Below are 24,436 nucleotides of genomic sequence, written 5' to 3'. Positions count from 1 at the left end.
AGATGGGGATAAATAATAAAGCCACCTATTTATAGGTGGCTGATGGCTTCTTTATATGCACTGTGGTCAAAGACATGACCACATGTTGACCATTCACTTCTGGTAATTAAGCTGAACATATCCAGTGTAAGAAGCCTTGGTAAATCTTCGTTCAGTTGCACTTCATCACTCCACAGTGACCGATGAAGCTTATTCTTCTACTTTAATGGAGTCCGTTGGGCATCCTTCTTGTGCATCCCGAACGTCATCATGAAGTTCTTCCGGCACATCCGCCGTTCCGGTGTTGTCATCAAGGATCACATAAGCGATGCCATCCTCATCATAATCATAAACATCTGGAGCGGTTGCGCCACAAGCTCCACATGCGATACAAGTATCTTTATCTACCCATGTGCGCATAAGAAAAAATCTCCTCCCATGTGTGTAAATCCCAATAATGAGCTAAGTCCACTTCCACCCCTCATTGTAGACTCAATTGTGTCCAATTTCAAGGAGCAAACAGGAAATCAAGAAATTCGGAAGGGACCTATGAACGAAAACCATAACGGAATTGAAGATAAATGGCAAAACAAACAAGCGCGGTTGATCTTGATCAGTTTTTATTTTACACAAATGATCTTTATTCTATTAAGTGTTTCATTTTTATGGTGGAAAGGACAACTTTATGCCGAAGTGATCCCTTTTGCCGATGCCCATATGTGGCTCATCGGGATATGTGCGGGTGGGTTGATTGTGGCACTGGAGTTCGTCTTGATCCGCTATGTGCCGCAGCATCATTTCGATGATGGGGGCATCAATCAATTATTGTTTGCCCGGCGTTCTTGGTGGCATATCCTTTTCATTGCCATTGTGGCGGCCATTGGGGAAGAATTGTTGTTTCGCGGTGTCGTGCAAGCGTGGGTCGGGGTTTGGGGCACAACGCTGCTGTTTGTGCTTGTGCATACCCGGTACTTGAAGAAATGGGTGTTGGTCGCGTTTGTCGCGGCGGTGAGCTTGTTGTTTGGCTATATTGTGGAGTGGACCCACCACTTGGCTCCCGCGATCATCGCCCATGCCTCCGTCGACTTCATCATGGGGTGTTATTTGCGTTATGCGGTGAAAGCATAAGTTTGTCACAAACAGCGATTTTAAAGCGTTTTCATTCGTTGAAAAAAATGCGAATGCACTATGCAAGGAATGGGATTTTTGTGTATGATTAATTTATAAAGAAAAATAGGAGACTTGACCGCGTAACAGTGAGATTTGATCCCTCATACCCTAAATGTGGGAGGTCTCCGGCGAGGGAGGGTAGGCCATGCGTGTCGAGCGTTTAGACGGGGATAAGATCCGCTTTTTCTTAACTCTCGACGATTTGGCTGATCGTGGGATTGAAAAAGAGGACATGTGGAGAGATATCCCCAAAGTACATGAGCTCTTCAATGATATGATGGAACACGCGTATCAGGAATTGGGATTTGAAGTAGTTGGGCCAGTGGCGGTTGAAGTGTTTGCTCTTCCTGCACAAGGGATGGTGGTCGTGGTTACCCGTGGTCGGGCTCCGAAGTCAGAAGTTGACGAATTTGAGCAAACGGAAGACATGTATGAACTAGAGGTAACCATGGAAGAGTCAGACGATATCATCTTCCGTTTTAACGACTTTGAAGATCTGATTCAAGCGGCGGTACGCATGAAAGCTCATGTTATGCAAGGAGGGCGACTGTTCGCCTATCAGCATCGTTATTATTTAGTGTTTGGCGGGGATATGAACTTGTCCAGAAATCAAGTAGACACGCTGATCGCTGTGCTGTCGGAGTACGGTGAAGTTTCGACGGTGACCGAAGCGATGCTGTCGGAGTATGGCAAAATTGTGTGTGAACAAGATGCGATCAACCAAATCAATCAATATTTTGGATGAGATAAATAAACACACCCGTTTTAAATGCGGGTGTGTTATTAATTTCGTGTATAAAAAATTTTATTTTTGTATAACTAGTTGAAAATGCTCATGCGTGCGCAGACGCGTAAGATCCCCTTCACGCACACCGGGAAAAACGCGATCAATCGAAAGATGTTGAGTTTTATGCTCTCGCAGGGCTTGGGCGATTTTTTCGCGGTAAGGGGTGACGTCGATGGTCATGGATACGTATTCATCTGGTGTTGTATGGATTTTTCCTGGATGTAAATGGGCGATTGATTCTGGTATGACAATATAGTAAAGTTTGGTAGGGAATAGTGTTTTCTTAACCGCTTCCAATGTAGCCTGTTGAATGATCTGGTGATCTCGGTGACCAGAAATTCCAGACGGCGGGAAGGTGATAACAAGATCGGGACGTATTTGTTCCATGATCTTAGACAAATCATCGACGAGCTGATGGAAAGGGAGTTTGGCTAAACGACCATCTCCATAATCCCGCAAAATGCACTCGTTCATGCCGAGGACATCAAGAGCCCGTGCCAGTTCTTGGGTGCGGACATCACCTAGCTCCTCTTGGGTGCAAAGCGGTGGTTGTCCCGTTTTTCCTGCTTCGCCACGAGTGGCACAATAGAGCGTTTGTTGGACGCCTTCTGCGCTAAAACGAGCGATGGTGCCGCCACAAGTAAATGTTTCATCATCAGGATGGGCAAAACAATACAGAACATGTTGGGACATTTGGTCAATTCCTTTCTAGTTGAATGGGTCTTCTTACGTTATTATAACTAATTGTTTTCTCTGTTTTTAAATATACAAGAAAACAGAGACAATCTTTGGTTGTTTAGTGTATTATTGTATACTGAATGATGGTCTTTTAAGCAAGTAGTAATAATTCTGAGGTGGTCAGGATGGAACAACAGTCTGTTGCAACAGGTCGTCAACCGGAAGAGCGAGAAAATTTGGATGTCTTGGTTTCTACACAAACAGTGATTCAAAAGGCGTTGGAAAAGTTAGGTTATCCCCAAGCGGTATTCGAATTGCTAAAAGAACCCCTGCGTGTATTAACCGTTCGCATTCCTGTACGTATGGATGATGGTACAGTGAAAGTGTTTACGGGATATCGCGCTCAACATAATGATGCCGTCGGACCTACCAAGGGTGGTGTGCGTTTCCATCCAGACGTAACAGAATCCGAAGTGAAAGCGCTATCAATTTGGATGAGCTTAAAAGCGGGAATCGTCGATCTCCCGTATGGTGGGGGAAAGGGGGGAATCATCTGTGATCCGCGCAACATGTCTTTCCGCGAATTGGAACGCTTATCCCGCGGCTATGTGCGGGCGATCAGCCAAATCGTGGGGCCTACCAAAGATATTCCGGCACCGGATGTCTTTACCAACTCACAAATCATGGCGTGGATGATGGACGAATACAGCCGCATCCGTGAATTTGATTCCCCAGGGTTTATCACGGGCAAGCCGCTGGTGTTGGGTGGTTCCCGCGGTCGTGAAACGGCAACGGCTAAAGGGGTTACCCTGATGATACGGGAAGCGGCCAAAAAACGCGGCCTGCACATTGAAGGTGCGCGGGTGGTCATCCAAGGTTTCGGCAACGCCGGCAGCTTCTTGGCCAAATTCATGCATGATGCGGGGGCCAAAGTGATCGGCATTTCGGATGCCTATGGGGCTCTGCATGATCCAAAGGGATTGGATATCGACTATCTGTTGGATCGTCGCGATTCTTTTGGAACCGTCACCAAACTGTTTAAAGATACCATCTCCAATCAGGAACTGCTTGAGCTCGATTGCGACATTTTGGTTCCGGCGGCGGTGGAAAACCAAATCACGGCCAAGAATGCGGATCGCATTAAAGCCAATATCGTTGTCGAGGCGGCCAATGGCCCCACTACGTTGGAAGCGACCAACATCCTCCACGAACGTGGAATCCTTTTGGTGCCAGACGTATTGGCGAGCGCGGGTGGCGTCACCGTTTCTTACTTCGAATGGGTGCAAAATAACCAAGGGTATTATTGGTCTGACGAAGAAGTGGAACAAAAGTTGGAAGACATTATGGTGCGTGCTTTTGAAAACGTGTATAACACAGCAAAAAACCGCAATGTGGACATGCGCCTCGCCGCGTATATGGTCGGTGTGAGAAAAATGGCAGAAGCATCACGTTTCCGTGGTTGGGTATAGTATAATAAGGTGAGTGGTTAGGAGAACACCCTAAGTGAAGGGTGTTCTTCTTTTGCATCGTTGGAGGTGACTGTATGTTATGTTTGATGTCATTGTAGTCGGAGCGGGCCCCTGCGGATTGTCTGCCGCGATTGAGCTTCAAAAAGAGGGATTGGAGCCGTTAATCATCGAAAAAGGCTGTTTGGTAAATTCGATTTATCATTATCCTTTGTCCATGACTTTCTTTAGCTCAGCCGACAATTTGGAGATCGGAGGTATCCCATTTACGACGGTTAATGAAAAACCCACCCGATATGAAGCGTTGGCCTATTTTCGGACCGTGGTCAGAAAACACCATTTGGAACTTCACACTTACGAAAAAGTCGTGGAAATAGAACGGCTGAAAGAAGGGTTTCGCGTGATGACGTCCAGACGGGATGGACGTGGCATATATGAAGTGAAATATGTGGTATTGGCTACAGGGTATTATGATAACCCCAACTTGATGAATATTCCGGGGGAAGATTTGCCCCATGTGAAACATTATTTTCACGATGCCCATCCGTATGCGGGGGATCGGGTCGTGGTGATCGGCGGACGAAACTCCGCGATTGATGTGGCGCTTGACCTGCATCATGTGGGGGCGCACGTGACTATGGTTTACCGCAAAAATTCCTTTCATGATAGCGTCAAAGCATGGGTGAGGCCGTTGATTGAAACCGCGATCGAAAAAGAACGCATCCATATGCACTGGGGAGCGGAGGTGCGTGAGATCACTCCACGAGCCGTAGTGATAGAAAAAGACGGGGAATTGACGGAGATTCCAGCTGATGCCGTGTTTGCGATGACGGGATATCGACCCAACTTATCGTTTGTGGAGCGGTTGGGCGGAGAGATAGACCATGAGACGGGTGTGCCGATTTTGTCAGATGCGATGGAAACCACGGTGCCCGGGTTGTTTCTGGCCGGAGTGATCGCCACAGGACATGATGCAACCAAAGTTTTTATCGAGAACGGACGTTATCATGGCCGTTCGATTGCGCGCCATATCCGGGACAAACAGAAGCTAACCTGCCCGTAAAGCAAAAAAAGCGATTCCGGGAGCCGGAAATCGCTTTTTTATTTAGCTGTGAAGGCCCAATTGCAGCATGAATAACAAGGCGATGATAAAAAATGGGAGCGGCACTTCCCTCGCGCGTTTCGCCGCGATTTTCAAAATGGCATAGGCGATAAAACCGAAAGCGATACCATTGGGGATGCTGTAGGTAAAAGGGATGAAGGCAAAGGTGATAAACGCCGGCAATCCCTCCGTAAAATCGGTAAATGGAATCGATTGCACCTCTTGCATCATCAAACCTCCCACCACGATCATAATGGCGGCTACCGCGCTTTCCGGAATCCAGTTGAGGAAGGGAATAAAGACGAGCGAGAGCAGGAACAGCCCCCCCGTCGTGATGGCCGTCAGCCCCGTTTTGCCCCCGGATTGGGTCCCTGTGGCGCTTTCCAAGGCGCAGATCGTCGCACTTGTTCCCAAAAGTCCTGCGACAATGTTGGATAAACCACTGGCCTGAAAAGCGGCGGGGAATTTTTGCTTGTCTTCCAGTAATCCTTGCAACAGCCCCATATTTTCAAACACGAGAATCATGGTTAAGGTGAAAGTGGCCACCCAGAAAGAGAGTTTGCCCATGCCGTACAGCACAAAGTTGCCCAGCAGGGGAGCATAGCCGGCCAACGACAGGGAAGTCGGCTCACTGTGGATCGACGCCGGGTTTGCCATGAGTGAGACCAAGGTGGCCAAGAATAGGGTGATTAAAAATGCGCCCTGCACTTTGCGCACATAGAGAATCGTCAGCAGGACGAGGCTGAATACAGTCAACCACGCTTTTGGCTGATGCAGATCACCGATGCTGACAAAGGTTTGTTCATTCGCGATGATCAATCCGCCCTTTTGCAAACCAATGAAGGTGATAAGTAGGCCGATGCCCACCGTCATCCCTTTTTTTAAGGCGGTGGGTACTGCGTTGCTCAGCCAGACGGCCAGAGGCGTAAAGGTGATGATGGAAAACAAGATGCCAGCCATCACCACCACGGTTAACGCTTCTTGCCAGGTGAGCCCCATCTCATGCACCATCGTATAAGTGAAAAACGCGTTGACGCCCATGCCCGGTACGACGACGATCGGGGCATTTGCCCACAACCCCATCAACAAGCAGCCGAGGCATGAGGTGAAGATGGTTCCCAAGAGCGCAGCCCCGAAGGGAATGCCTGTTTCGGCGATAATGGAACTATTCACGATAATAATGTAGCAGATGGTGAAAAAAGAGGTTAATCCAGCCAAAAACTCGGTGCGAATAGAAGTATTACGTTGATTTAAACGAAAAACCGAAAAAGATTCTTTCAATTTCCTTCCTTCTTTGCTTCATGCTCCCTCACCCACCCACGCTCCAAATGAGCGCACGATTAAGCTCAAAACTGAAAATAATTTTGCAACTCTGTTGCGTCTTGTGTCATCGATAAGGCGAGCATCAGTTTAATCCGCGCTTTTTGGCCGTTGATCCCATTGGAGAAGATCAAACCGAGCTCTTTTAGTTGTTTCCCACCCCCTTCATACTCATACGTGTCCTGGACAAAGCCGTTGAAGCAACGGGACACCAATACGACAGGGATTGGTTTGGCCAGCGCCTTTTTTAATCCGGGCAACATCGCTGGCGGTATATTTCCTTGCCCCAGACCTTCCAGTACGATGCCGCCGATGCGACGGTCCATTGCCCAGGTGATCAAGCTGTCGTCCAACCCTGCCACCACCTTGATCAAAGCGACTTCGTGCTCAGGCGGCTTGAAGGAGAAACGAGGTTCCTTCACCGAGTTGCGCAAGAAGCGAATCTCCTTTTTGGTCACCAAACCGACAGGCCCCAAGCCAGGCGATTGAAAGGTGGCCACATTGCTGGTATGCGTTTTGGTTACGTCTCTGGCGGTGTGAATTTCATCATTGAAGACGACTAGCACGCCGCGGCCTTGGGCTTGCTCATGTGCGGCGACGCGGACGGAATTCACCATGTTCACAGGCCCATCCGCCCCCAATTCATTGGAGCTTCGCATCGCCCCGGTGACGATCACGGGCTGTTCGTGATCCAAGACAAGATGAAGAAAATAAGCGGTTTCTTCCAGTGTATCCGTCCCATGCGTGACTACGACGCCATCCGCTCCCCGGTCAAGATGATTCTTTACCCGCTCCGCAATCTGGAACATATGGAACGGCGTAATGTGGGGACTGGGCATGTTGAATAGATGATCCATTTCCACATGCGCATATTGGTTCAAAAGGGGAAGAGCGCTTTGCAAGGCAAGGGGATCTTGCAATTTGACCCCTTGCGATTCCAAGTTTTGGCTCATGGCTATCGTTCCGCCGGTGGTAATGACAATCACTTTTTTATTCATATATGATAGCCTGCGGGTGGTTGCCCGCCCTGTTCCACCTTTCTGTAATGGGATGCCATTCTCTATCGTATGGAACCCATCCGCTCGTGTCAATAATAGGGAGGAGAAATTAAGGGCGGTGAGACGGATGAATGAAAATGCAAAATATGTGGTGACCATCAGTTGCAACCAATGCGGCGAACGATTCATTTTAAAAGGAAGAATGAAAAAAGGGAAGTTGGAAACAGGCTTTAAGCGATGTCTTTGCAACAATGACGCCGACTTTGACATTGAACGGGAAAAGCTGTGAAACGGAAGTCGGAATAGCTTCCGGTTTTTTGTGTGGACGGTTGCATATTTCTTTCCCCTCTCGCTCAGACTATCTGAAGAAACAAAGAGAGTTGGAAGCCTAAGAACCCATGAGGATAAAGGAGACGTGATGCCATGTACAAACGAATGGCAGCGATCTTATTGCCGATTGTAGCCGTCGCATTTATCGCCGCAGCTGCATGGGGATATATGGAGCATCAGGATAAAAATTCGGTATTGATTAAAGCGGAAAACCAATATCAACGAGCTTTCCATGATTTGAATGACCGGATGAACCGTTTGCAGGGGGAATTGGGGAAATCGATTGCCCTCAATTCAAGGCGGCAACTAAGTTCCGCCATGACCAACGTTTGGCGCTTGGCGTACGCCGCGCAAAGCGATATCGGCCAATTGCCTTTGACGCTGATGCCATTTGATTCCGCCGAGAAATTTTTGTCTCGTGTCGGAAATTTTGCCTACGAAGTGGGCGTCCGCGATTTGGATAAGGAACCGCTCAACGAAAAAGAGTGGAAAACATTGAACACGCTTTACCAACAGTCGAGGCATATCAACGACGACTTGTCTTCGCTACAAAGTCAAGTGCTGAGCCGCAATCTGCGTTGGATGGATGTGGAATTGGCTGTGGCTTCAGAAGACAAGAAGATGGATAACACGATTATTGACGGGTTCAAGAAGGTCAACCAAGTTGTTCAAGAGTTCCCGGAAGTCGATTGGGGGCCGTCCGTCAACAACATGGAGATACGCCAGCGGGAACGGGTAAAGCGGCTAACAGGAAAACTGATCACACCGGAACAAGCCAAACAGCGTGTGGCGTATGCGTTTGGTCGCGATTCAACCAAAGGGATGAGTGTGACCAGAAACAAAAAAGGGGATTATCCCACTTACAGCGTAAGATATCAAGGGCGAAACCAGACGGAAGTGTATACGGATCTCACTACTGTCGACGGACATATCGTCTGGATGGTGTTTGACCGGCCCGTCAAGAAAAAACGCCTGAATATCGATCAAGCGTTATCCCGGGCGACCCGTTTCCTCGACCGGGTTGGTTATGAAAACATGACGGCGATTTCTTATGATGAAGTGTCCAATATCGCCTCATTCAATTTTGTCCACAAAGAAGACGGCATCTATGTCTATCCGGAGTCCTTGGCGGTGAAAGTGGCTTTGGACAACGGAGAGATCATGGGCCTGCAAGCGGACGAGTATGTATTTAACAAGATGGATTGGACCAAGCGGAAACCGAAATTGAGCGCGGCTGAAGCCCGTAAGCAAGTAAATCCCCATCTCAAGGTAACCAAAAGCAATCTGGCGGTGATATATAACCGTAACGGCGATCAAGTGTTGTGTCACGAATTTATGGGAACGATCAATGGCGAGCAGTATCGACTTTTCATCAATGCCAATACGGGTGAAGAGGAGTATATTGATCGAATAGAGAAAGCCAACGCGAATCAAGTTTAATATTTTAAATGAGCCGATATAATACAATCGGCTCATTTAATTGTTTTCATTGCAAGTGTGACAAAATTATGTTATTCTTTAAACAGGATTTCTTTACTCTAATAACCATAGGACTAATTATGGAATCCTCATAGGGTTAGCCAAAAAAGAAATACATAGGTTGATAGGCTGTTGGGGTCAAAGATTTCGATAGGGATTTACTTGAAGTCGATTTAAATCGAATAAGTATCTCCAATCGAGCAGGTATTCCCTGCTCGCTTGTTTTTCATCCCGGCTTAGGGAGGATATGTAAGATTGATGAAACATTTGCAAATAGCGATTGATGGACCGGCTGGAGCCGGAAAAAGCACGGTGGCGCGCCAAGTCGCGGGTCGCCTCGGTTTGTCCTATGTGGATACAGGAGCCATGTACCGGGCAATCGCTTGGAAAGCGCTGCGTGAGAATCTGGATGTGCATGACGAAGAAGCGATTACCCAACTAGCTGAACAGCTCACTTTTTCCCTTCATCCACAAGGGATTATCGTCAATGGTCTTTTGCTGAAAGAAGAGATTCGCACTCAGGAAATTTCGGCGTTGGCTTCGGCTATCGCCAAAATGCCGGGAGTACGCCGCATTCTCGTCAATAAACAGCAAGAAATCGCCGCGCGGCAGAGTGTGGTCATGGATGGAAGGGATATCGGCACACATGTTTTGCCAGAGGCAGACGTAAAAGTGTTCTTAACCGCTTCCATTGAAGAACGCGCGTTTCGACGATATAAAGAGTTGAAAGCGAAAGGGATCGATGTGAATCTCGACCAGTTGAGGGAAGAGATCAAGCATCGGGATGAAAATGATCGCACTCGCAAGTATGCTCCACTTGAGCAGGCGAAAGATGCTGTGCTTATCGACACGACCGATCTTTCAATCGAGGATATTGTCGAAAGCATTATGCAACTTTGCCGTCACAAAATGGGCGGTGAGGAGTAAGATATGTTGTATACGTTGATCCGCGGATTCGCACGGTTTTTGCTGAACATACTGTACCGCGTCGAAGTGAAGGGAGAGCGTCACATTCCCACCCAAGGACCTGTTGTCCTCTGTGCCAATCACATCAGCAATTTTGATCCGCCTTTGGTGGGGGCATTTATCACCCGCCAAATCCACTTTATGGCGAAAGATGAACTTTTTCGCATTCCGATCCTGGCCCGTTTTCTTCGCGAACTGAACGCTTTTCCGGTGAAAAGGGGAGCGGGGGATAGCGCGGCGGTCAAAAATGCGATCAGATTGCTGAGAGATGGACAGATGTTGGGTATTTTTCCCGAGGGAACCCGCTCCAAGACGGGCGAACTGGGAAAAGCCCACATTGGTGCTGCGCTGATTGCACTAAAAGGCAAAGCGCCCATTGTTCCTGTGGCCATCATCGGTCCTTATCGCTTGTTTCGACCTGTGAAGATGGTAATAGGGCAACCGATCGATGTAACTCCTTACACAGAGGGGAAAGTAAGTGCGGAAACCGCAAACGAACTCACTGATCTCGTTATGCATCAAATCCAACAAATGTTGAATGAACACAGGTAATTAGATCGAATGAAAAAGGTGAGTAAATCACCTTTTTCATCCAGATCTTTCCTTCATAAACTTTAGATTTGGACATTTTTAAGTTAGTGTGGAGAATGAGGAGGGCACGTTCATGGCAGAAGAGATGAAATCTGAATTGACTGAAGTCACTACTTTCCAAGTAGGCGACGTAGTGAAAGGAAAAGTTGTCAACGTAGAGCAGAACCAAGCGTTAGTTGATATTGGTTATAAATCGGAAGCCATTTTGCCGATTTCAGAATTATCTAGTTTGCACGTGGATAAGGTGGCTGACGTCTTAAGTGTTGATGACGAGTTGGATGTGAAAGTGATTCGCATCAAGGAAGATGAAGACAAATTAATCGTTTCCAAAAAAGCGGTTGATGCTGAAAAAGCCTGGGAAGAGTTGGAACGCAAATTTGAAACGGGTGAAGTGCTGACGGCAACTGTGGCGGACATCGTAAAAGGTGGCCTTGTGGTTGATGTTGGCGTGCGTGGATTTATTCCCGCTTCTCATGTCGAACTTCATTTCGTAGAAGATTTCAGCGATTATAAAGGTCGCGAGCTTTCCTTGAAAGTGATTGAACTGGATGCTGAGAAAAACAAATGCATCTTATCGCACAAAGCCGTTCTGGAAGATGAATTGAACCGCAAAAAACAAGAAGTGTTGGCTTCCCTGGAAGAAGGGCAAGTGTTGGAAGGAACCGTCCAGCGTCTGACCGACTTCGGAGCATTTGTGGATATCGGTGGCGTAGACGGGCTGGTGCATGTATCCGAGTTGGCTTGGCACCGCGTTGAGCATCCAGCCGACATGTTAAATGAAGGCGACAAAGTGAAAGTAAAAGTGCTCAAAGTGAACCGCGAGCAAGAGCGCATCAGCTTGAGCATCAAAGAGGCCAGCGAGGGTCCATGGGAAAAAGTGGCCAAAGAGATTGCTGCGGGTGACGTGGTGAAGGGTACCGTTAAGCGCCTCGTTTCCTTCGGTGCGTTTGTCGAAGTCTTCCCTGGTGTGGAAGGATTGGTGCATGTATCCCAAATTTCACGCCGCCACGTGGCCACTCCAGCGGAAGTATTGGAAGAAGGTCAAGAAGTGCAAGTGAAAGTGCTTGAAATGGCTCCCGAACAAAAGCGAATCAGCTTAAGCATCAAAGATGTCGAAGTGGAAGAAGAGCGCAAAGAAGTGAAAGAAGTTATGGAGCAACAGCAACAAGAACAGCCGTCAACCGGTTTGAATGTGACCTTGGGTGACATGTACCCAGAGTTGCGCAACTTGAAATAATGCCATCTTTGACGAGAACCAGCCAGATTTTGGCTGGTTCTTTTTTGCTTAAAAAGCCGCTGTTGGAGTGAAACTACAAAAAATCTCCTTGTGGTTGGAGGAAATTGGAAGATGGCTCCCGGCATTTTGGCGCAACTCAGCATCATTATTTTATTTATTTTGTATTGGGCGGAGTGGTTTCAAACGGATCTGTCCCGCAAGAAAGGGTACGTGTTGGTATGGGGGGCTTTAGGATTGACCTCTTGTCCGCCCCTTGGCATAACGGCGTCCTCGTGGATTCATCCCGGGTTGATCGTGTTGCTGTCTGGCCTGTTGATGGCACTTTGTCGGCTTCGCTTGTCCAGGGCGGTCATGATGTTAAGCCATGGCTTGTTTTCCGGGACCCTGCTCTTCTTGTGGCATGAATATGCCCGAGTGAATACCGATTGGGCCAATCCGCTTTTTCGATCGCTCTGTGTCATGGCGTTTTCCGGATGGGGCTTGCTCATATCGCGGCGAATCTCGGAACAAACGGCTTATATTTTGTACGGGAGTTTCATGTTGCATGTTTGGATCACCTATTTTCACCGAGAGATGTTGATGCCTTTGATATGGGGGCCTCAGGAGTTTTTGGATACCGTTTGGCTTTCGCTTACGGTGATGTTGGGGTTGCAGCGGACGAAAGCGTTTGTCACCGTTTGGATTAAGAATGGTCTCCGTTGGAAAGGGTACGAACTTATACGAAAGGAAGAGTGAGATGACTGTATCCCTATATACCATGGCGGTGATATTGGGCGTTGCCACTGGCTTTGGCACCAGGATTCGCCTGTTGCAATGCGATTACCGACAATACCCCACTTATCCGCACGGCCATGTGATTCATCTGGCCCTGGGCTTTATTGCTGCCGCTCTTGGCGCAGTGGCGGTCCCTGCTTTGGCGCAAAAGGATTATACGGCGGTTACCTTTTTAACATTGGCAGCCCAGCAATTTCGTGATGTGCGCAATATGGAAAGGCAAATGTTATCCAACTTGGATGAAATGGAATTGGTCCCCCGAGGGAAAAATTATATTGAAGGGATTGCCATGGTTTTTGAAGGGAGAAATTATATCGTCATCTTTGCCGCTTTTCTTACCTCACTCAGTGTCATGCTTTATCACTATTGGTGGGTGGGAGCGATAACGGGCGTGCTGACGATCCTATTAAGCGGCTTTCTGATGTCGGGGAAAGTGATTCATGATATTGCCGACGTGGAGGTGGCTGAGCTGCGCAATGAAGGACCCAGCCTTTATGTGGATGATATCTACTTAATGAATATTGGTCTGGAAGATAACCGCAAACGCATTTTGGAGAATGGCATCGGCATCGTGATCACACCCCGTCAGGCGAGTGCCCGGATCACGATAGGGAATGTCGGGCAAAGGCAGGCCATTTTGCACGATGTATCCTCCATTCTAGGTGTGTACCGCGATACGGGAGAACCCGCGCTGGTTCCTTTGGCGAAACGGGATCTGAAAGATGGTCGCTTAGGCGTGTTGTTGCTGCCGCAAGAGAAAGATGTGGAGCGTGCAATGGCGATTGTCAAAAATGTTCCTGTATTGGAGAGTGCGATTCGCAAGCCGGGCAAAATGCCTCACGAGCTGGATAAAAGGTGGGGGAACGCATGAGCAAGGAAAAAATATTGGCTGTGGTTACGACCAATCATGAGAAAGTGGCCGGGGGCGCTCCCATTTTCGTGGCGGACACACCGGAAGAGCTGGAGAAAAAATCGTTTCTGCTCGAAAAAATCATGGATGCGATGGTGCATGAGATCGATGCGGAGACGAAGATCATCGTGAAACATTAAGATATCCGGTTGCCTAAAGAATCAATGTTCAGTAAGATTAGGTATGTCTTATACTTGTATATGGGAATATGTGAAAAGTGAGGATTTCGTATGAGCTTACCTGTAGTAGCCATTGTTGGACGACCTAATGTGGGAAAGTCGACGATTTTTAATCGTTTGGCCGGTGAACGCATAGCGATTGTCGAAGACCAGCCGGGCATTACCAGAGACCGGATTTATTCTCGAAGCGAATGGAATGGGCGTGAGTTTCACTTAATTGATACAGGCGGTATTGAATTTGGTGATACGGATGAAATCATGGATCATATCCGCAATCAAGTGGAGCTGGCCCTTGACGAAGCGGATGTGATTTTATTTGTCACTGATGCCCGGGACGGTGTGACTGCGGCGGATGAAGAGGTAGCCCGTTTTTTGCATCGAACCAATAAACCGGTCATCCTGATGGTCAATAAGGTGGATGACATCAAATATGCAGAGAGCGTGTTTGAGTTTTACCAATTGGGCTTTGAGCATGTGATTCCGGTTTCTTCCTTGCACGGAACCGGAACAGGGGATATGCTAGATGCAGTTGTGGAGCATTTCCCTGACAAAGAAGAAGAAGTTTACGATGAAGATACCATCAAAGTGTCACTCATCGGGCGCCCCAACGTAGGGAAATCTTCTCTTGTCAATGCGATGCTGGGCGAAGAACGGGTCATTGTCAGCCCCATCGCGGGGACGACACGAGATGCTGTGGATACGCCGTTTGAATTTGAAGGCCAAAAATATGTCCTCATCGACACAGCGGGCATCCGCAAACGGGGAAAAGTGTATGAGTCGATTGAGAAATACAGCGTAATTCGTGCCTTGCGCGCAATTGAACGATCCGATGTCTGCTTGATCGTCATCGACGGGGAACGAGGGATCGCGGAACAGGATAAGAAAATTGCCGGATATGCGCATGAAGCTGGACGCGCTGCCATCTTTATCGTAAACAAATGGGATGCGGTGGAGAAAGATGAAAAGACGATGGATCGCTTTAAACGGCGGATTCGTGACGAGTTTCAATTTATGCATTATGCCCCGATCCTGTTTGTCTCTGCCAAGACGAAACGACGTGTCCATCTCGTACTGCCTGAGGTCAATGAAGTGGCCGAACAACATACGATGCGCGTGCCCACCTCTGTGCTGAACCAAGTGATTCAAGACGCGTTGGTGACCACTCCGCCCCCGTCTGATCGGGGCCGCCGTTTCCGTGTTCGTTATGTGACGCAAGCGACGGTGAAACCGCCTACGTTTATCCTGTTTGTCAATGACCCGGAGCTGGCGCATTTCAGTTACCTGCGCTATCTCGAAAATCAATTGCGTCAAGCGTTTCCATTTAAGGGGACTCCACTGAAAATCTTTTTGAGGAAGAAAAGTTAAACATTGGAAATTTGAAAGACGGGAGAGGGCAATGACGATGTTACAAACATGGGTGATTCCCATTGTCATTTCTTATTTATTGGGCTCGATCAGTTTTAGTTATTTATTGACCAAATGGCTAAAAGGGGTCGATATTCGCGACTATGGTAGCGGCAATGCGGGAGCTACCAACACATCGAGAGTATTGGGGAAAGGGCCCGCAGTCGTTGTCTTTTTGCTGGACGCGTTAAAGGGAATGGCAGCAGTGGGCCTGGGATATTGGTTGGCTAATGGACACAATGCGGATGTGATGATGATGGTCTGTGGAATCGCCGCGATCATCGGTCACAACTGGCCGATCTTTTTGGGATTTCGCGGGGGGAAAGGAATCGCCACAACGGTGGGGGTTACTCTTCTCATCGGTTTTACCGCGGCTCTGATTGCGGGCGTATGTGCAATTCTCTTTATCTTATTCACCCGCTATGTGTCAGTTGGATCGCTTGTCTTTACAACGATTGTCCCAGTGGCCATGTGGATCTTGGATTTTCCCGCGGCCCTTGTTTGGTTGATGTTGATCGTAACGGTGATGGCGATTTGGCGACATAAACAAAATTTAATCAATCTGATTAAGGGGAAAGAACGTAAGATTTAGATTGATTTAAGGGAGAAGTTACATGAAAGGTCGAGTTGCTGTACTTGGAGCTGGAAGTTGGGGAACGGTTCTTGCTGCGGTATTGGCCGATAATGGTCATGAAGTTACCTTGTGGGCGCGACGGGATGAACAAGCGAAGGAAATTGATCAAGCGCATACCAACCGCAAATATTTGCCGGATGTGACGTTGCCTGTTACCATGCGTGCCACTTCTTCGTTGGCTGAAGCACTGGTCGATAAAGAGGCGGTATTATTTGCGGTGCCTTCCCATTCAATGAGGGAAATCGCCCGTGAAGCGCGGCAATGGATGACGAAGGATATGCTGGTCATTCATGCGGCCAAGGGGTTTGAAATCGACACATGGAAGCGGATGTCTGAAGTCTTGGCGGAGGAATTGGGCACAGAGCATAAAGAAGGGATCACGGTTTTGTCTGGGCCAAGCCATGCTGAAGAAGTGATTCGTCGTTGCCCTACGACAGTGGTGGTGGCGTCCCAAGCGGAACAGGCGGCGGAGCGAGCACAAATGCTGTTCATGAACTCTTATTTCCGTGTGTACACCAATCCCGATGTCATTGGCGTGGAAGTGGGAGGCGCATTGAAAAACATCATCGCCTTGGCTGCTGGACTTGTTGACGGGCTCGAATTTGGCGATAATGCCCGGGCGGCGTTGATAACCAGGGGATTGGCGGAGATTGCCCGTTTGGGCAAGGCGATGGGGGCGGAACCGATCACCTTTGTCGGATTGGCTGGCGTGGGTGACTTGGTGGTCACTTGTACTAGCCGCCACAGCCGAAACTGGCGGGCTGGCCACATGATCAGCCAAGGAAAGAAACTGGATGAAGTGCTCCGTTCGATGGGCATGGTCGTTGAAGGGGTGCGCACCACCAAAGCCGCCTATATGCTGAAAGACCGATACCGGGTAGAAATGCCGATCGCTGAACAGCTGTATGCCGTTTTATTTGCGGAAAAAGAACCAGCACAAGCGGTGAAAGAGCTGATGGGGCGTGGGCGCACACAAGAATTGGAAGAAATTGTTGGCGGTTGGTAGCCATTTTGGGCTTTTTTCCTGTTGCAAGCTTTTTCCCTGTTTCATACTCTGTAATAGCTCCAACCAATATCCATAAACTTGAGCACGAGAATCGGGGCCAGGGATGTGTAAAAGTCAAGGGATTGGTTACAAAGAAGAGGGGTAATGCTACCTAGCATTACCCCTCTCGCTTTTTGTAACTCGCTGCGGCGGGTCGTGACGACCGGAAAAAACCGGAGATCAATCGTTGGAAAAGCGGGGACTGCAATAAGCTAAAGATGTTACCAAAATTAAAGGATGGCATTTGTCCCGGAAAAGGTCCGGGTGTGGGTTCGTCGTCAAATGGCATCTTGATAACGGGGATGTCTTCGTCTAATGTGGATGGGGGACGGTTTCCGCCCGGAAGGGAAGGAAACCCGCCCTGTTGGTTCATATTGGACATCACTTTCGTGGCGATTTCAAACATTTGATAGGCATTATCCATCATGTTTTCCACCCGTTGAATCGATTGGCTCAGGTCTTTGACAGTAGAACGGAAAGTCATGAACCCGCTAAGAATCTTGGCGATATTGGCGGAAGGAAGTTGCGGAAAATGGGGAGCGACAGGCGTTAAGTCTGGTTTGACTTCGGGTGAGACAGTGGGTGCTTTTTTTGTGTTCGTTTTTTTGCGCAGCGATTTCTTTTTCTTTTTCTTTTTGGTGCTCATTGGGAAGTCCTCCATTTCAGGCTAAAGTCTATTTATCGTATGCAGGATGCCGGCTAATGAAGCAGGGCACCCGCCCGACTAGTTGGTAGGCGGAAGTGGATTTGATATACTGTATTGATGAAGACAAGGGGTGGAGAAGAATGGAACTAGGTGTAAGTTTATTTTTGTTGGTCCTCATCAATCTGCTGATGACCCTGGGACGGCAACAAAAAAGAGCATGGGTGAAATGGGGATTGTCCCTTATCTCATTTATTTTGTTGATCGTAGCGCTTTTATTTATTTTGAGAATGTTTATGTGATGGAGGAAAAGGAAATGCGACGCTGGGGTTCTTACATGGCGATCCTCTTGTTACTCTGCACGGTGATAACCGGTTGCCTGTATCCGCAGGAAAAAAGGCAAGAATGGGATAAATTGGATCAGCATCTTGCCCGTGTCCAGGCGGCGGTGGACACCTATCTGAAACAACAAAAGATGCTACCCTATAAATACAGCCAAGATGACATCAAATGGTCAACCCGCTATCAGGTGGATTTTATGCAAATCCAAGGTTATTTGGGGGAAATCCCTCCGTCTGCGTTTGAAAAGGGAGGGTATTTCATTTATGTGATGACCGACGTGGAGACAAAACCGCTGGTGCGTTTGTTTGATTTGCGCATCCATGATGCCGTGGATAAGGTGCAAATGTCGGTAAATGCTTACAAAGCAAAAGAGGGGAAATATCCGTTGGGTGAAACGGTGGCTCCCCATTTTTATAAAGTGGATATGGAGAAGTTGGACCTTAGTGACGTCCATGTGGTCAGTCCCTATTCCCCAGATACGATGCTGGATCTGATCATGGACGACCGTGGGCGGGTGTATGTGGATTACCGTAGCGAAGTGATGAAAAAATGGCAATACGCCAAAGAGAAGCCTTCAGAAGCGGAAGATCTCCGGGCTTGGTTGGCGAAGGACTCCTATTTTGTGCCGGGCTATTCTCCCATGATGCAAATGAAGAAAAATACACCGGAATTCATCTATCCCGCTGAAGAGATGAAGCAAAAGTCGCCTTGAATCCAAGGCGACTTTTGCTTTTGTGAGAATTTCTGAATCGGGCCGACATATTTATGGAATGTGAGCATCAAAGAATGACCATTGTCTTTTAAGGGGTGAAATCGATGGAGAGCTTGTGGTTTCATCTCATTGTCGTTCCAGGCGTCTTTCTTCTTGGCCGCTTGTCCGGCTCTGTTAAGGTGACAGGCTTTCGAGCGAGAACGGTGTTGGCGAAGGGGAGAGTCCCCCTTTCGGATAAGAGAAAGAAAAAAGAAATCAAGTAAGTTCAACCGATGTGCTCTATTTTTTTGGGCAAAGAATTCATATTGGGAAAAGGCATTCATATATTAGTAGTGTCTAAGGAAGGGTCCGGAGGGAGGGGGTAGCCTTCGCACCGGCGACAGATCCAGAAAGAGGGCGATTTTTGAAGGAGGGACTTTCGTGGAGAAAGTAGATATCTTGAAAGATATTGCAGAACGGACAGGAGGAGACATCTACCTGGGTGTGGTCGGTGCGGTGCGCACCGGTAAGTCGACATTTATCAAACGGTTTATGGAACAGGTAGTGATCCCTAACATTCAGAACGAAGCCGATCGCACGCGGGCGACAGATGAATTGCCACATAGCGGCGCGGGAAAGACGATTACGACGATCGAACCCAAATTCGTGCCGAATCAAGCGATCCAAATTCATGTGGATGAGGGACTTGATGTCAATATCCGCTTGGTTGACTGTGTTGGCTATGCGATCAATGGCGCGAAAGGCTATGAGGATGAAAATGGGCCGCGCATGATCAGCACGCCGTGGTTTGAAGAACCGATTCCGTTCCAAGAGGCGGCGGAGGTCGGGACAAGAAAGGTGATTCAAGAACACTCTACGGTAGGAATTGTCATCACAACGGATGGTTCAATCACCGACATTTCACGCGAATCTTATGAAGAAGTGGAAGAGCGGGTGATTAATGAACTGAAGGAAGTGGGGAAGCCGTTCATCTTGCTCTTAAACTCCACACGGCCCTATAGCGAACAAGCGCAACAACTGCGGGGGGAACTGTCCGAGAAGTACGACATTCCCGTCATCGCCCTAAGCGTGGCGACCATGAGCGAAGAGGATATTCTCGGCGTGATGAGGGAAGTGCTGTTTGAGTTCCCCGTGCATGAAGTGAATGTCAACTTGCCAAGCTGGGTCATGGTGCTGGATGAAGATCATTGGTTGCGCCGCGACTTTGAAAATTCCGTGCGGGAAACGGTGAAAGACATCAAACGCTTACGTGATGTCGATCGGGTCGTTGGCCAATTTTACGATTATCAATTTATCGAGAAAGCGGCCTTGTCCGGGATGGACATGGGGCAGGGAATTGCCGAAATCGATTTGTACGCTCCTGACGCATTGTACGATCAGGTGTTGCAAGATGTGGTGGGTGTGGAGATTCGCGGCAGAGACCACCTGTTGGAGCTGATGCAGGAATTCAGCATCGCCAAGCGGGAATACGACAAAGTTTCAGATGCGATTAAGATGGTGCGGACGACTGGCTATGGCGTGGCACCGCCCGCCTTGGAAGAAATGACGTTGGATGAGCCGGAGCTGATTAAACAAGGCAGCCGCTTTGGAGTGAGACTCAAAGCGACGGCCCCCTCTATCCACATGATTCGCGTCAATGTGCATTCCGAATTCGCGCCAATCATCGGATCTGAAAGACAGAGTGAGGAGCTATTAAATTATCTCATGCGCGACTTTGAGCAGGATCCACGCAGCATATGGGAAACGGATATTTTCGGCCGCTCGCTGAATCAAGTGGTGCGTGAGAGCATTCAGGCGAAATTGGCGATGATGCCGGAAAATGCGCGGTACAAATTACAAGAAACGTTAGAGCGGATCATTAATGAAGGATCGGGCGGTTTAATCGCGATTATATTGTAAGGATTTGGAGATGAGCGCTGAAAAAGCGCTTTTTTTGTTTCAGAATAGAGAAATCGCAAAGATTCTCTTGAACTTCCTAGAAGTCTATATTAGTATAGGATTGTCCCGCGCAAAGAATCCTCTTTCGCGGATCGCTTAAAAAGCGATAGTTGTGGATGTTTTAGGAGGTGCGGTTATGAATAAAACCGAACTAATCAATAAAGTAGCCGAAGCTACTCAAATGACCAAAAAAGACGCGGCAAAATCTGTGGAAGCTGTATTCGAAGCGATCACCGAAGCCCTGCGCACGGGTGACAAAGTGCAACTTATCGGCTTTGGAAACTTCGAAGTGCGTGAGCGTGCTGCCCGCAAAGGTCGTAACCCACAAACTGGTGAAGAAATTGATATTCCTGCAACGAAAGCACCAGTTTTCAAACCTGGTAAGCAATTGAAAGAAGAAGTAAACAAGTAAGCAGGATTCTTTATCACATTGTTTTACATAGGAAAGACCTGCTAAAAAGGCCTCCACTGAGGCCTTTTTCTTTTACGCTTATCCATTCGGTAATTGTGGTATAATGTTACAATAGCATGTTTATAGTTGTTAAGAATATAAACAAAGTGAAGCTAGTGGATGGAGGAACAAGGAATGGTTGATCATCGCAAAATAGAAGAAGCTGTGCGCATGATTTTGGAAGCGATTGGCGAAGACCCAAACCGCGAAGGTTTGTTAGATACACCCGCTCGTGTGGCACGCATGTATGCCGAAATCTTTTCCGGTTTGAATCAGGATCCCAAGGAACATTTTTCGGTGGTATTTGGAGAAGATCATGAAGAGCTTGTGCTTGTGAAAGATATCCCATTCTTCTCCACCTGTGAGCATCATTTGGTACCTTTTTTCGGCAAAGCCCATGTCGGGTACATTCCGCGCGGAGGCCGTGTCACCGGGTTAAGCAAATTGGCGCGTGCGGTTGATGCGGTGACCAGACGCCCTCAGTTGCAAGAGCGGATTACGGCGACGGTGGCTGACTCCATTGTGGAGACCTTGGATCCCCATGGGGTGATCGTTGTTGTGGAGGCGGAGCATATGTGCATGACCATGCGAGGCGTGAAAAAACCGGGTTCCAAGACGATTACATCGGCGGTGCGTGGTGTGTTTGCCGAGGATTCAGCTGCCAGAGCGGAGGCCCTCAGCTTAATCGGATTAAAATAAAAAAAACCTTGACACATTTGCGAGCGCGTTATATACTCATAATTGCCGATGCGCAATTGCATAGTTATCGGGCTATGGCGCAGCTTGGTAGCGCGCTTGCATGGGGCGCAAGAGGTCGTCAGTTCAAATCTGGCTAGCCCGACCAAATCAAAGACCCTTCCTCATGGAAGGGTCTTTTTCATTGCATTAAGCGGGGACTTCCATGTTAAAATATAAAAAAATAACAGAAAAGGGAGGGGTTAGGAGTGCAGGGATCGGTTGATTATGTTTTGATTAAAGCAAAAGAAAACGGTGTCAACGTCATTGGTCTGACACGTGGAAAAGACACCCGATTTCACCATTCTGAGAAATTGGACAAAGGTGAAGTCATGATCGCGCAGTTTACCGAACATACCTCGGCCATAAAAGTGCGCGGCAAAGCCACGATTATCACACCGTTTGGCACGGTTGACACGGAAAGCGAATAAGCATGTTTCTTCTCCTCCCTTTGTAAAATGGTGACAAGGGGAGTTAAAGGAGGATGAAGCGTGAAAGCATTAGCTGTGCGGATGTTGGCCGTCTCAGTGTGTTCAGCCATGTTAGCAGCGACGATCTCACTCGTTCCCACGCTTTGGAGCACAGGGGAACCAACAGAGGATGTCGCTGTTTTTCATCATGTGGCCCGAGAACCGCTCACCGAGAAGTCACTCGCCCATTTTCTTGATCAATCCGCAGTGCAAACCGAACTCAAACGAGCGGACCTTTATAGGGATACCCTGTTTATCGAGTTGGCTTCCCTGGCGAACTCGGAACAAGGCCATCAAGCTATGATTCATTTGATTATCCAGGTGTTCAGCGAGACGAACAATGTGAATCAGCTTCAGGTGCTCGTTCATTTTCAAGACCGAACAGCGGCATTGCTGGAGGCGGAGCGATCACGCGTGGAAAAGGCCAACTTGGGGGATGGACATGATATCCGGGCATGGGAGAGATTAAAAAAATTGGCCACAATCACCACGTTTTCGCCAATGAATTAGAGAATAGGGAAAACAATGGAAGCATGCCTATCCTAATAAAAAGTATGGTATACTATTCGCAGTGCCTGAACTTTGTGGTTTTTGGGGGAACGTTTGCATGTCGTCCATACATAATGATGAACTAAAATGGATTTTAAATACGATTGATGGTTTAACCACACATTCGTATGTGAAACAAATGATTGGGAGACCCACGATCCCTGTTTTTTTTGTGCGTGTTTTGCGGTTAATGCTTAAATCGCTGCATGTGCCTGAAGAACGGGCACGTTTATATACGGTTGCGGTCACGCTGCTCGATATGGGACAAGTGATGCATGAGACCGTTTCCATTCAGTCGCAAACAGATCCTGATGAGCATCGTAAACAGCAATTATATGTTCTTACGGGAGATTATTTTAGCAGTGTATTTTATCAACAACTGGCCAAGCATCAGGAGATGAAAGGCATTTCTTACCTTTCTCAAGCGGTCAGCCGCATGAACGAAAAGAAAATGACCTATCACATGGCACAAGGCACTTTTGCTTCAAAGGTGGAAGAATGGGAGATGTTGCGAGAGATATCGGGTGGACTTCTGGCAGCGCTAGCCGATTTTTTTCATGTGGATCTGGAAAAGCCGACGGTATGGCGTAACATCGTGATGGATCTGATGGTGCTCTATGATGTCAAATGCGGATGGGACTCGTTCGAAACGGAAGCAGAGGTGGAGTGGATCAAAAACACCTCAGAGCGCCTCAATAAGGCGAGTGCAGAACTGGCGGACCCACCCATCCAAAATGAGCTCAATATCCTGATAAGTGAGGCAATGCCTTTCACTTAAAGCCAGCTGAGCGGTGAAAGGGAGTGGACAAGAGGATGAAAGAAAAAACGGATAAAGCGACATTTGTCCTGCAGGTATTTGAAAGCATCGCCAAAGATTATGATCGCATGAATACTTTGCTAAGCTTCTATCAGCACAAGCGTTGGCGCAAGTTCACCATGAAAAAGATGGCAGTCAAACCGGGCGATACGGCCATCGATGTATGTTGCGGCACAGGAGATTGGGCGATCGCGCTCGCTGAAGCTTCGCATACGGGTCGAGTGGTGGGGCTCGACTTCAGCGCCAATATGCTGCAGGTCGCGCAGGCGAAATTGTCCGAAAAAGGATTGGAGCAGCGGGTCGAACTGGTTGAGGGAAATGCGATGCAACTGCCGTTTCCCGATCATAGCTTTGATCACGCGACGATTGGTTTCGCTCTTCGCAATGTGCCTGATCTGGTGCAAGTGTTAAAGGAGATGAAACGGGTCGTCAAGCCAGGCGGGCAAATCGTTTCGTTGGAGTTGTCCAAACCGACGTGGCCACCGTTTCGCGCGGTGTACTTTCTTTATTTTGAACGAATTTTACCATGGTTAGGCAAACTTTTTGCCAATCGATATGAACAATATCGCTGGTTGCCGGAATCCCTGATCCATTTTCCGGATTACATGGAATTGGCTCGAATCATGAGGGAAGAAGTGGGTTTGATCGATGTGGAGGTGTATCCGCTGACTGGCGGAATCACGGCACTGCACATCGGGCGTAAATCAGCGGATGATAGATGAAATGAAGG

29 protein-coding genes and 1 tRNA gene are annotated in these 24,436 nt (G+C 48.1%); 25 read left to right on the top strand and 5 right to left on the bottom strand.

From position 1 onward, the window contains the following. Window positions 1-189: 189 nt before the first annotated feature. Window positions 190-399 (bottom strand): ferredoxin, encoded by a 210-nt coding sequence (locus tag ACFQNG_RS13770; RefSeq protein ID WP_022738423.1) that lies wholly within the window; start codon window positions 397-399, stop codon window positions 190-192. Window positions 400-528: 129 nt separating this feature from the next. Here ACFQNG_RS13770 and ACFQNG_RS13765 point away from each other — a divergent pair, with 129 nt between their 5' ends. Together ACFQNG_RS13765 and ACFQNG_RS13760 are read left to right on the top strand one after the other, a co-directional pair. Then, entirely contained in the window at window positions 529-1,107 is a 579-nt protein-coding gene (locus ACFQNG_RS13765) for a CPBP family intramembrane glutamic endopeptidase (RefSeq protein WP_379865829.1), read from the top strand. A gap of 187 nt (window positions 1,108-1,294) precedes the next feature. Next, complete coding sequence (locus ACFQNG_RS13760; RefSeq protein WP_379865827.1) at window positions 1,295-1,894, top strand: genetic competence negative regulator; 600 nt, start codon at window positions 1,295-1,297, stop codon at window positions 1,892-1,894. Between the two features lie 60 nt (window positions 1,895-1,954). On the opposite strand, the gene ACFQNG_RS13755 is transcribed toward ACFQNG_RS13760, so the two are convergent. Beyond that, the gene (locus ACFQNG_RS13755; protein ID WP_379865825.1) at window positions 1,955-2,629 is read right to left on the bottom strand and encodes a PIG-L deacetylase family protein; all 675 of its coding nucleotides are present in this window, start codon (window positions 2,627-2,629) and stop codon (window positions 1,955-1,957) included. A 170-nt stretch (window positions 2,630-2,799) separates the two neighbouring features. On the opposite strand from ACFQNG_RS13755, the gene ACFQNG_RS13750 reads away from it, so the two are divergent. Both ACFQNG_RS13750 and ACFQNG_RS13745 read left to right on the top strand, forming a co-directional pair. Next, a complete protein-coding gene (locus ACFQNG_RS13750) occupies window positions 2,800-4,083 on the top strand; it encodes a Glu/Leu/Phe/Val family dehydrogenase (protein WP_379865823.1) in 1,284 nt (427 codons plus the stop codon). 79 nt (window positions 4,084-4,162) lie between these two features. Continuing rightward, window positions 4,163-5,143: a YpdA family putative bacillithiol disulfide reductase gene (locus tag ACFQNG_RS13745; RefSeq protein ID WP_379865820.1), complete on the top strand. Its 981-nt coding sequence runs from the start codon at window positions 4,163-4,165 to the stop codon at window positions 5,141-5,143. Window positions 5,144-5,185: 42 nt separating this feature from the next. On the opposite strand, the gene ACFQNG_RS13740 is transcribed toward ACFQNG_RS13745, so the two are convergent. Together ACFQNG_RS13740 and ACFQNG_RS13735 are read right to left on the bottom strand one after the other, a co-directional pair. After that, window positions 5,186-6,463, bottom strand: a complete 1,278-nt coding sequence (locus ACFQNG_RS13740) for an NCS2 family permease (protein WP_379865818.1) — start codon at window positions 6,461-6,463, stop codon at window positions 5,186-5,188. Window positions 6,464-6,528: 65 nt separating this feature from the next. Beyond that, window positions 6,529-7,500 carry an asparaginase gene (locus ACFQNG_RS13735; RefSeq protein WP_379865817.1) on the bottom strand — a complete coding sequence of 324 codons (972 nt, stop codon included), beginning with the start codon at window positions 7,498-7,500 and terminating at the stop codon, window positions 6,529-6,531. A gap of 127 nt (window positions 7,501-7,627) precedes the next feature. On the opposite strand from ACFQNG_RS13735, the gene ACFQNG_RS13730 reads away from it, so the two are divergent. The 11 genes from ACFQNG_RS13730 (at window position 7,628) to ACFQNG_RS13680 (ending at window position 17,010) form a co-directional block, all read left to right on the top strand. Further along, window positions 7,628-7,789, top strand: a complete 162-nt coding sequence (locus tag ACFQNG_RS13730) for a hypothetical protein (RefSeq protein ID WP_379865815.1) — start codon at window positions 7,628-7,630, stop codon at window positions 7,787-7,789. Between the two features lie 134 nt (window positions 7,790-7,923). Further along, entirely contained in the window at window positions 7,924-9,270 is a 1,347-nt protein-coding gene (gene ypeB / locus ACFQNG_RS13725) for a germination protein YpeB (protein WP_379865813.1), read from the top strand. Between the two features lie 297 nt (window positions 9,271-9,567). Next, window positions 9,568-10,236, top strand: coding sequence for a (d)CMP kinase (gene cmk, locus ACFQNG_RS13720; RefSeq protein WP_379865875.1), 669 nt, complete (start codon window positions 9,568-9,570; stop codon window positions 10,234-10,236). A 3-nt stretch (window positions 10,237-10,239) separates the two neighbouring features. After that, on the top strand, window positions 10,240-10,827 hold the full coding sequence (locus tag ACFQNG_RS13715; protein ID WP_379865811.1) for a lysophospholipid acyltransferase family protein: 588 nt from the start codon (window positions 10,240-10,242) through the stop codon (window positions 10,825-10,827). A 112-nt stretch (window positions 10,828-10,939) separates the two neighbouring features. Then, window positions 10,940-12,103 carry a 30S ribosomal protein S1 gene (gene rpsA, locus ACFQNG_RS13710; RefSeq protein WP_379865809.1) on the top strand — a complete coding sequence of 388 codons (1,164 nt, stop codon included), beginning with the start codon at window positions 10,940-10,942 and terminating at the stop codon, window positions 12,101-12,103. 111 nt (window positions 12,104-12,214) lie between these two features. Next, window positions 12,215-12,838 carry a hypothetical protein gene (locus ACFQNG_RS13705; protein ID WP_379865808.1) on the top strand — a complete coding sequence of 208 codons (624 nt, stop codon included), beginning with the start codon at window positions 12,215-12,217 and terminating at the stop codon, window positions 12,836-12,838. A gap of 1 nt (window position 12,839) precedes the next feature. Next, window positions 12,840-13,748, top strand: a complete 909-nt coding sequence (locus ACFQNG_RS13700; RefSeq protein WP_379865807.1) for a YIEGIA family protein — start codon at window positions 12,840-12,842, stop codon at window positions 13,746-13,748. Next, window positions 13,745-13,927 carry a capping complex subunit for YIEGIA gene (locus ACFQNG_RS13695; protein ID WP_379865806.1) on the top strand — a complete coding sequence of 61 codons (183 nt, stop codon included), beginning with the start codon at window positions 13,745-13,747 and terminating at the stop codon, window positions 13,925-13,927. Before ACFQNG_RS13700 ends, ACFQNG_RS13695 begins: the two co-directional genes overlap by 4 nt. Before the next feature lie 90 nt (window positions 13,928-14,017). Continuing rightward, a complete protein-coding gene (gene der, locus ACFQNG_RS13690) occupies window positions 14,018-15,331 on the top strand; it encodes a ribosome biogenesis GTPase Der (protein WP_379865804.1) in 1,314 nt (437 codons plus the stop codon). A gap of 31 nt (window positions 15,332-15,362) precedes the next feature. Beyond that, window positions 15,363-15,962, top strand: coding sequence for a glycerol-3-phosphate 1-O-acyltransferase PlsY (gene plsY / locus ACFQNG_RS13685; protein ID WP_379865802.1), 600 nt, complete (start codon window positions 15,363-15,365; stop codon window positions 15,960-15,962). 22 nt (window positions 15,963-15,984) lie between these two features. Next, window positions 15,985-17,010, top strand: coding sequence for an NAD(P)H-dependent glycerol-3-phosphate dehydrogenase (locus ACFQNG_RS13680; protein WP_379865800.1), 1,026 nt, complete (start codon window positions 15,985-15,987; stop codon window positions 17,008-17,010). Between the two features lie 157 nt (window positions 17,011-17,167). On the opposite strand, the gene ACFQNG_RS13675 is transcribed toward ACFQNG_RS13680, so the two are convergent. Continuing rightward, on the bottom strand, window positions 17,168-17,695 hold the full coding sequence (locus tag ACFQNG_RS13675; protein ID WP_379865799.1) for a hypothetical protein: 528 nt from the start codon (window positions 17,693-17,695) through the stop codon (window positions 17,168-17,170). Between the two features lie 313 nt (window positions 17,696-18,008). Here ACFQNG_RS13675 and ACFQNG_RS13670 point away from each other — a divergent pair, with 313 nt between their 5' ends. The 10 genes from ACFQNG_RS13670 (at window position 18,009) to ACFQNG_RS13625 (ending at window position 24,428) form a co-directional block, all read left to right on the top strand. Next, the gene (locus ACFQNG_RS13670) at window positions 18,009-18,746 is read left to right on the top strand and encodes a hypothetical protein (protein ID WP_379865798.1); all 738 of its coding nucleotides are present in this window, start codon (window positions 18,009-18,011) and stop codon (window positions 18,744-18,746) included. Window positions 18,747-18,850: 104 nt separating this feature from the next. After that, window positions 18,851-19,009 (top strand): hypothetical protein, encoded by a 159-nt coding sequence (locus ACFQNG_RS13665; RefSeq protein ID WP_379865796.1) that lies wholly within the window; start codon window positions 18,851-18,853, stop codon window positions 19,007-19,009. A gap of 157 nt (window positions 19,010-19,166) precedes the next feature. Beyond that, window positions 19,167-20,645, top strand: coding sequence for a stage IV sporulation protein A (gene spoIVA, locus ACFQNG_RS13660; RefSeq protein WP_379865794.1), 1,479 nt, complete (start codon window positions 19,167-19,169; stop codon window positions 20,643-20,645). Window positions 20,646-20,820: 175 nt separating this feature from the next. Next, window positions 20,821-21,096, top strand: a complete 276-nt coding sequence (locus tag ACFQNG_RS13655) for an HU family DNA-binding protein (protein ID WP_379865791.1) — start codon at window positions 20,821-20,823, stop codon at window positions 21,094-21,096. A gap of 174 nt (window positions 21,097-21,270) precedes the next feature. Further along, window positions 21,271-21,834, top strand: coding sequence for a GTP cyclohydrolase I FolE (folE, locus tag ACFQNG_RS13650; RefSeq protein ID WP_379865788.1), 564 nt, complete (start codon window positions 21,271-21,273; stop codon window positions 21,832-21,834). 68 nt (window positions 21,835-21,902) lie between these two features. Further along, window positions 21,903-21,979: transfer RNA gene (locus ACFQNG_RS13645), tRNA-Pro, on the top strand. 100 nt (window positions 21,980-22,079) lie between these two features. Continuing rightward, complete coding sequence (gene mtrB / locus ACFQNG_RS13640; RefSeq protein WP_379865787.1) at window positions 22,080-22,301, top strand: trp RNA-binding attenuation protein MtrB; 222 nt, start codon at window positions 22,080-22,082, stop codon at window positions 22,299-22,301. A gap of 60 nt (window positions 22,302-22,361) precedes the next feature. Further along, on the top strand, window positions 22,362-22,850 hold the full coding sequence (locus ACFQNG_RS13635; protein WP_379865786.1) for a hypothetical protein: 489 nt from the start codon (window positions 22,362-22,364) through the stop codon (window positions 22,848-22,850). A 97-nt stretch (window positions 22,851-22,947) separates the two neighbouring features. After that, entirely contained in the window at window positions 22,948-23,667 is a 720-nt protein-coding gene (locus ACFQNG_RS13630; protein WP_379865784.1) for a heptaprenyl diphosphate synthase component 1, read from the top strand. A 35-nt stretch (window positions 23,668-23,702) separates the two neighbouring features. After that, on the top strand, window positions 23,703-24,428 hold the full coding sequence (locus ACFQNG_RS13625; RefSeq protein ID WP_379865783.1) for a demethylmenaquinone methyltransferase: 726 nt from the start codon (window positions 23,703-23,705) through the stop codon (window positions 24,426-24,428). Window positions 24,429-24,436 lie beyond the last annotated feature (8 nt).

Origin of the sequence: Laceyella putida (assembly GCF_042665195.1) — a bacterium.
GTDB lineage: Bacteria > Bacillota > Bacilli > Thermoactinomycetales > Thermoactinomycetaceae > Laceyella > Laceyella putida.
This window is presented reverse-complemented; position numbering and strand designations above follow the sequence as displayed.

Excerpts from the sequence above, each read along its gene's own strand:
- ACFQNG_RS13765 (WP_379865829.1), top strand. The coding sequence starts at position 529 with ATGAACGAAAACCATAACGGAATTGAAGATAAATGGCAAAACAAACAA.
- der (WP_379865804.1), top strand. The coding sequence starts at position 14,018 with ATGAGCTTACCTGTAGTAGCCATTGTTGGACGACCTAATGTGGGAAAG.
- ACFQNG_RS13745 (WP_379865820.1), top strand. The coding sequence starts at position 4,163 with ATGTTTGATGTCATTGTAGTCGGAGCGGGCCCCTGCGGATTGTCTGCC.
- ACFQNG_RS13705 (WP_379865808.1), top strand. The coding sequence starts at position 12,215 with ATGGCTCCCGGCATTTTGGCGCAACTCAGCATCATTATTTTATTTATT.
- ACFQNG_RS13625 (WP_379865783.1), top strand. The coding sequence starts at position 23,703 with ATGAAAGAAAAAACGGATAAAGCGACATTTGTCCTGCAGGTATTTGAA.
- cmk (WP_379865875.1), top strand. The coding sequence starts at position 9,568 with ATGAAACATTTGCAAATAGCGATTGATGGACCGGCTGGAGCCGGAAAA.
- ACFQNG_RS13760 (WP_379865827.1), top strand. The coding sequence starts at position 1,295 with ATGCGTGTCGAGCGTTTAGACGGGGATAAGATCCGCTTTTTCTTAACT.
- ACFQNG_RS13695 (WP_379865806.1), top strand. The coding sequence starts at position 13,745 with ATGAGCAAGGAAAAAATATTGGCTGTGGTTACGACCAATCATGAGAAA.
- plsY (WP_379865802.1), top strand. The coding sequence starts at position 15,363 with ATGACGATGTTACAAACATGGGTGATTCCCATTGTCATTTCTTATTTA.
- ACFQNG_RS13730 (WP_379865815.1), top strand. The coding sequence starts at position 7,628 with ATGAATGAAAATGCAAAATATGTGGTGACCATCAGTTGCAACCAATGC.
- ypeB (WP_379865813.1), top strand. The coding sequence starts at position 7,924 with ATGTACAAACGAATGGCAGCGATCTTATTGCCGATTGTAGCCGTCGCA.
- ACFQNG_RS13665 (WP_379865796.1), top strand. The coding sequence starts at position 18,851 with ATGGAGAGCTTGTGGTTTCATCTCATTGTCGTTCCAGGCGTCTTTCTT.
- ACFQNG_RS13755 (WP_379865825.1), bottom strand. The coding sequence starts at position 2,629 with ATGTCCCAACATGTTCTGTATTGTTTTGCCCATCCTGATGATGAAACA.
- ACFQNG_RS13670 (WP_379865798.1), top strand. The coding sequence starts at position 18,009 with ATGCGACGCTGGGGTTCTTACATGGCGATCCTCTTGTTACTCTGCACG.
- ACFQNG_RS13715 (WP_379865811.1), top strand. The coding sequence starts at position 10,240 with ATGTTGTATACGTTGATCCGCGGATTCGCACGGTTTTTGCTGAACATA.
- ACFQNG_RS13770 (WP_022738423.1), bottom strand. The coding sequence starts at position 399 with ATGCGCACATGGGTAGATAAAGATACTTGTATCGCATGTGGAGCTTGT.
- ACFQNG_RS13680 (WP_379865800.1), top strand. The coding sequence starts at position 15,985 with ATGAAAGGTCGAGTTGCTGTACTTGGAGCTGGAAGTTGGGGAACGGTT.
- ACFQNG_RS13655 (WP_379865791.1), top strand. The coding sequence starts at position 20,821 with ATGAATAAAACCGAACTAATCAATAAAGTAGCCGAAGCTACTCAAATG.
- ACFQNG_RS13750 (WP_379865823.1), top strand. The coding sequence starts at position 2,800 with ATGGAACAACAGTCTGTTGCAACAGGTCGTCAACCGGAAGAGCGAGAA.
- ACFQNG_RS13630 (WP_379865784.1), top strand. The coding sequence starts at position 22,948 with ATGTCGTCCATACATAATGATGAACTAAAATGGATTTTAAATACGATT.
- ACFQNG_RS13700 (WP_379865807.1), top strand. The coding sequence starts at position 12,840 with ATGACTGTATCCCTATATACCATGGCGGTGATATTGGGCGTTGCCACT.
- ACFQNG_RS13735 (WP_379865817.1), bottom strand. The coding sequence starts at position 7,500 with ATGAATAAAAAAGTGATTGTCATTACCACCGGCGGAACGATAGCCATG.
- folE (WP_379865788.1), top strand. The coding sequence starts at position 21,271 with ATGGTTGATCATCGCAAAATAGAAGAAGCTGTGCGCATGATTTTGGAA.
- ACFQNG_RS13675 (WP_379865799.1), bottom strand. The coding sequence starts at position 17,695 with ATGAGCACCAAAAAGAAAAAGAAAAAGAAATCGCTGCGCAAAAAAACG.
- rpsA (WP_379865809.1), top strand. The coding sequence starts at position 10,940 with ATGGCAGAAGAGATGAAATCTGAATTGACTGAAGTCACTACTTTCCAA.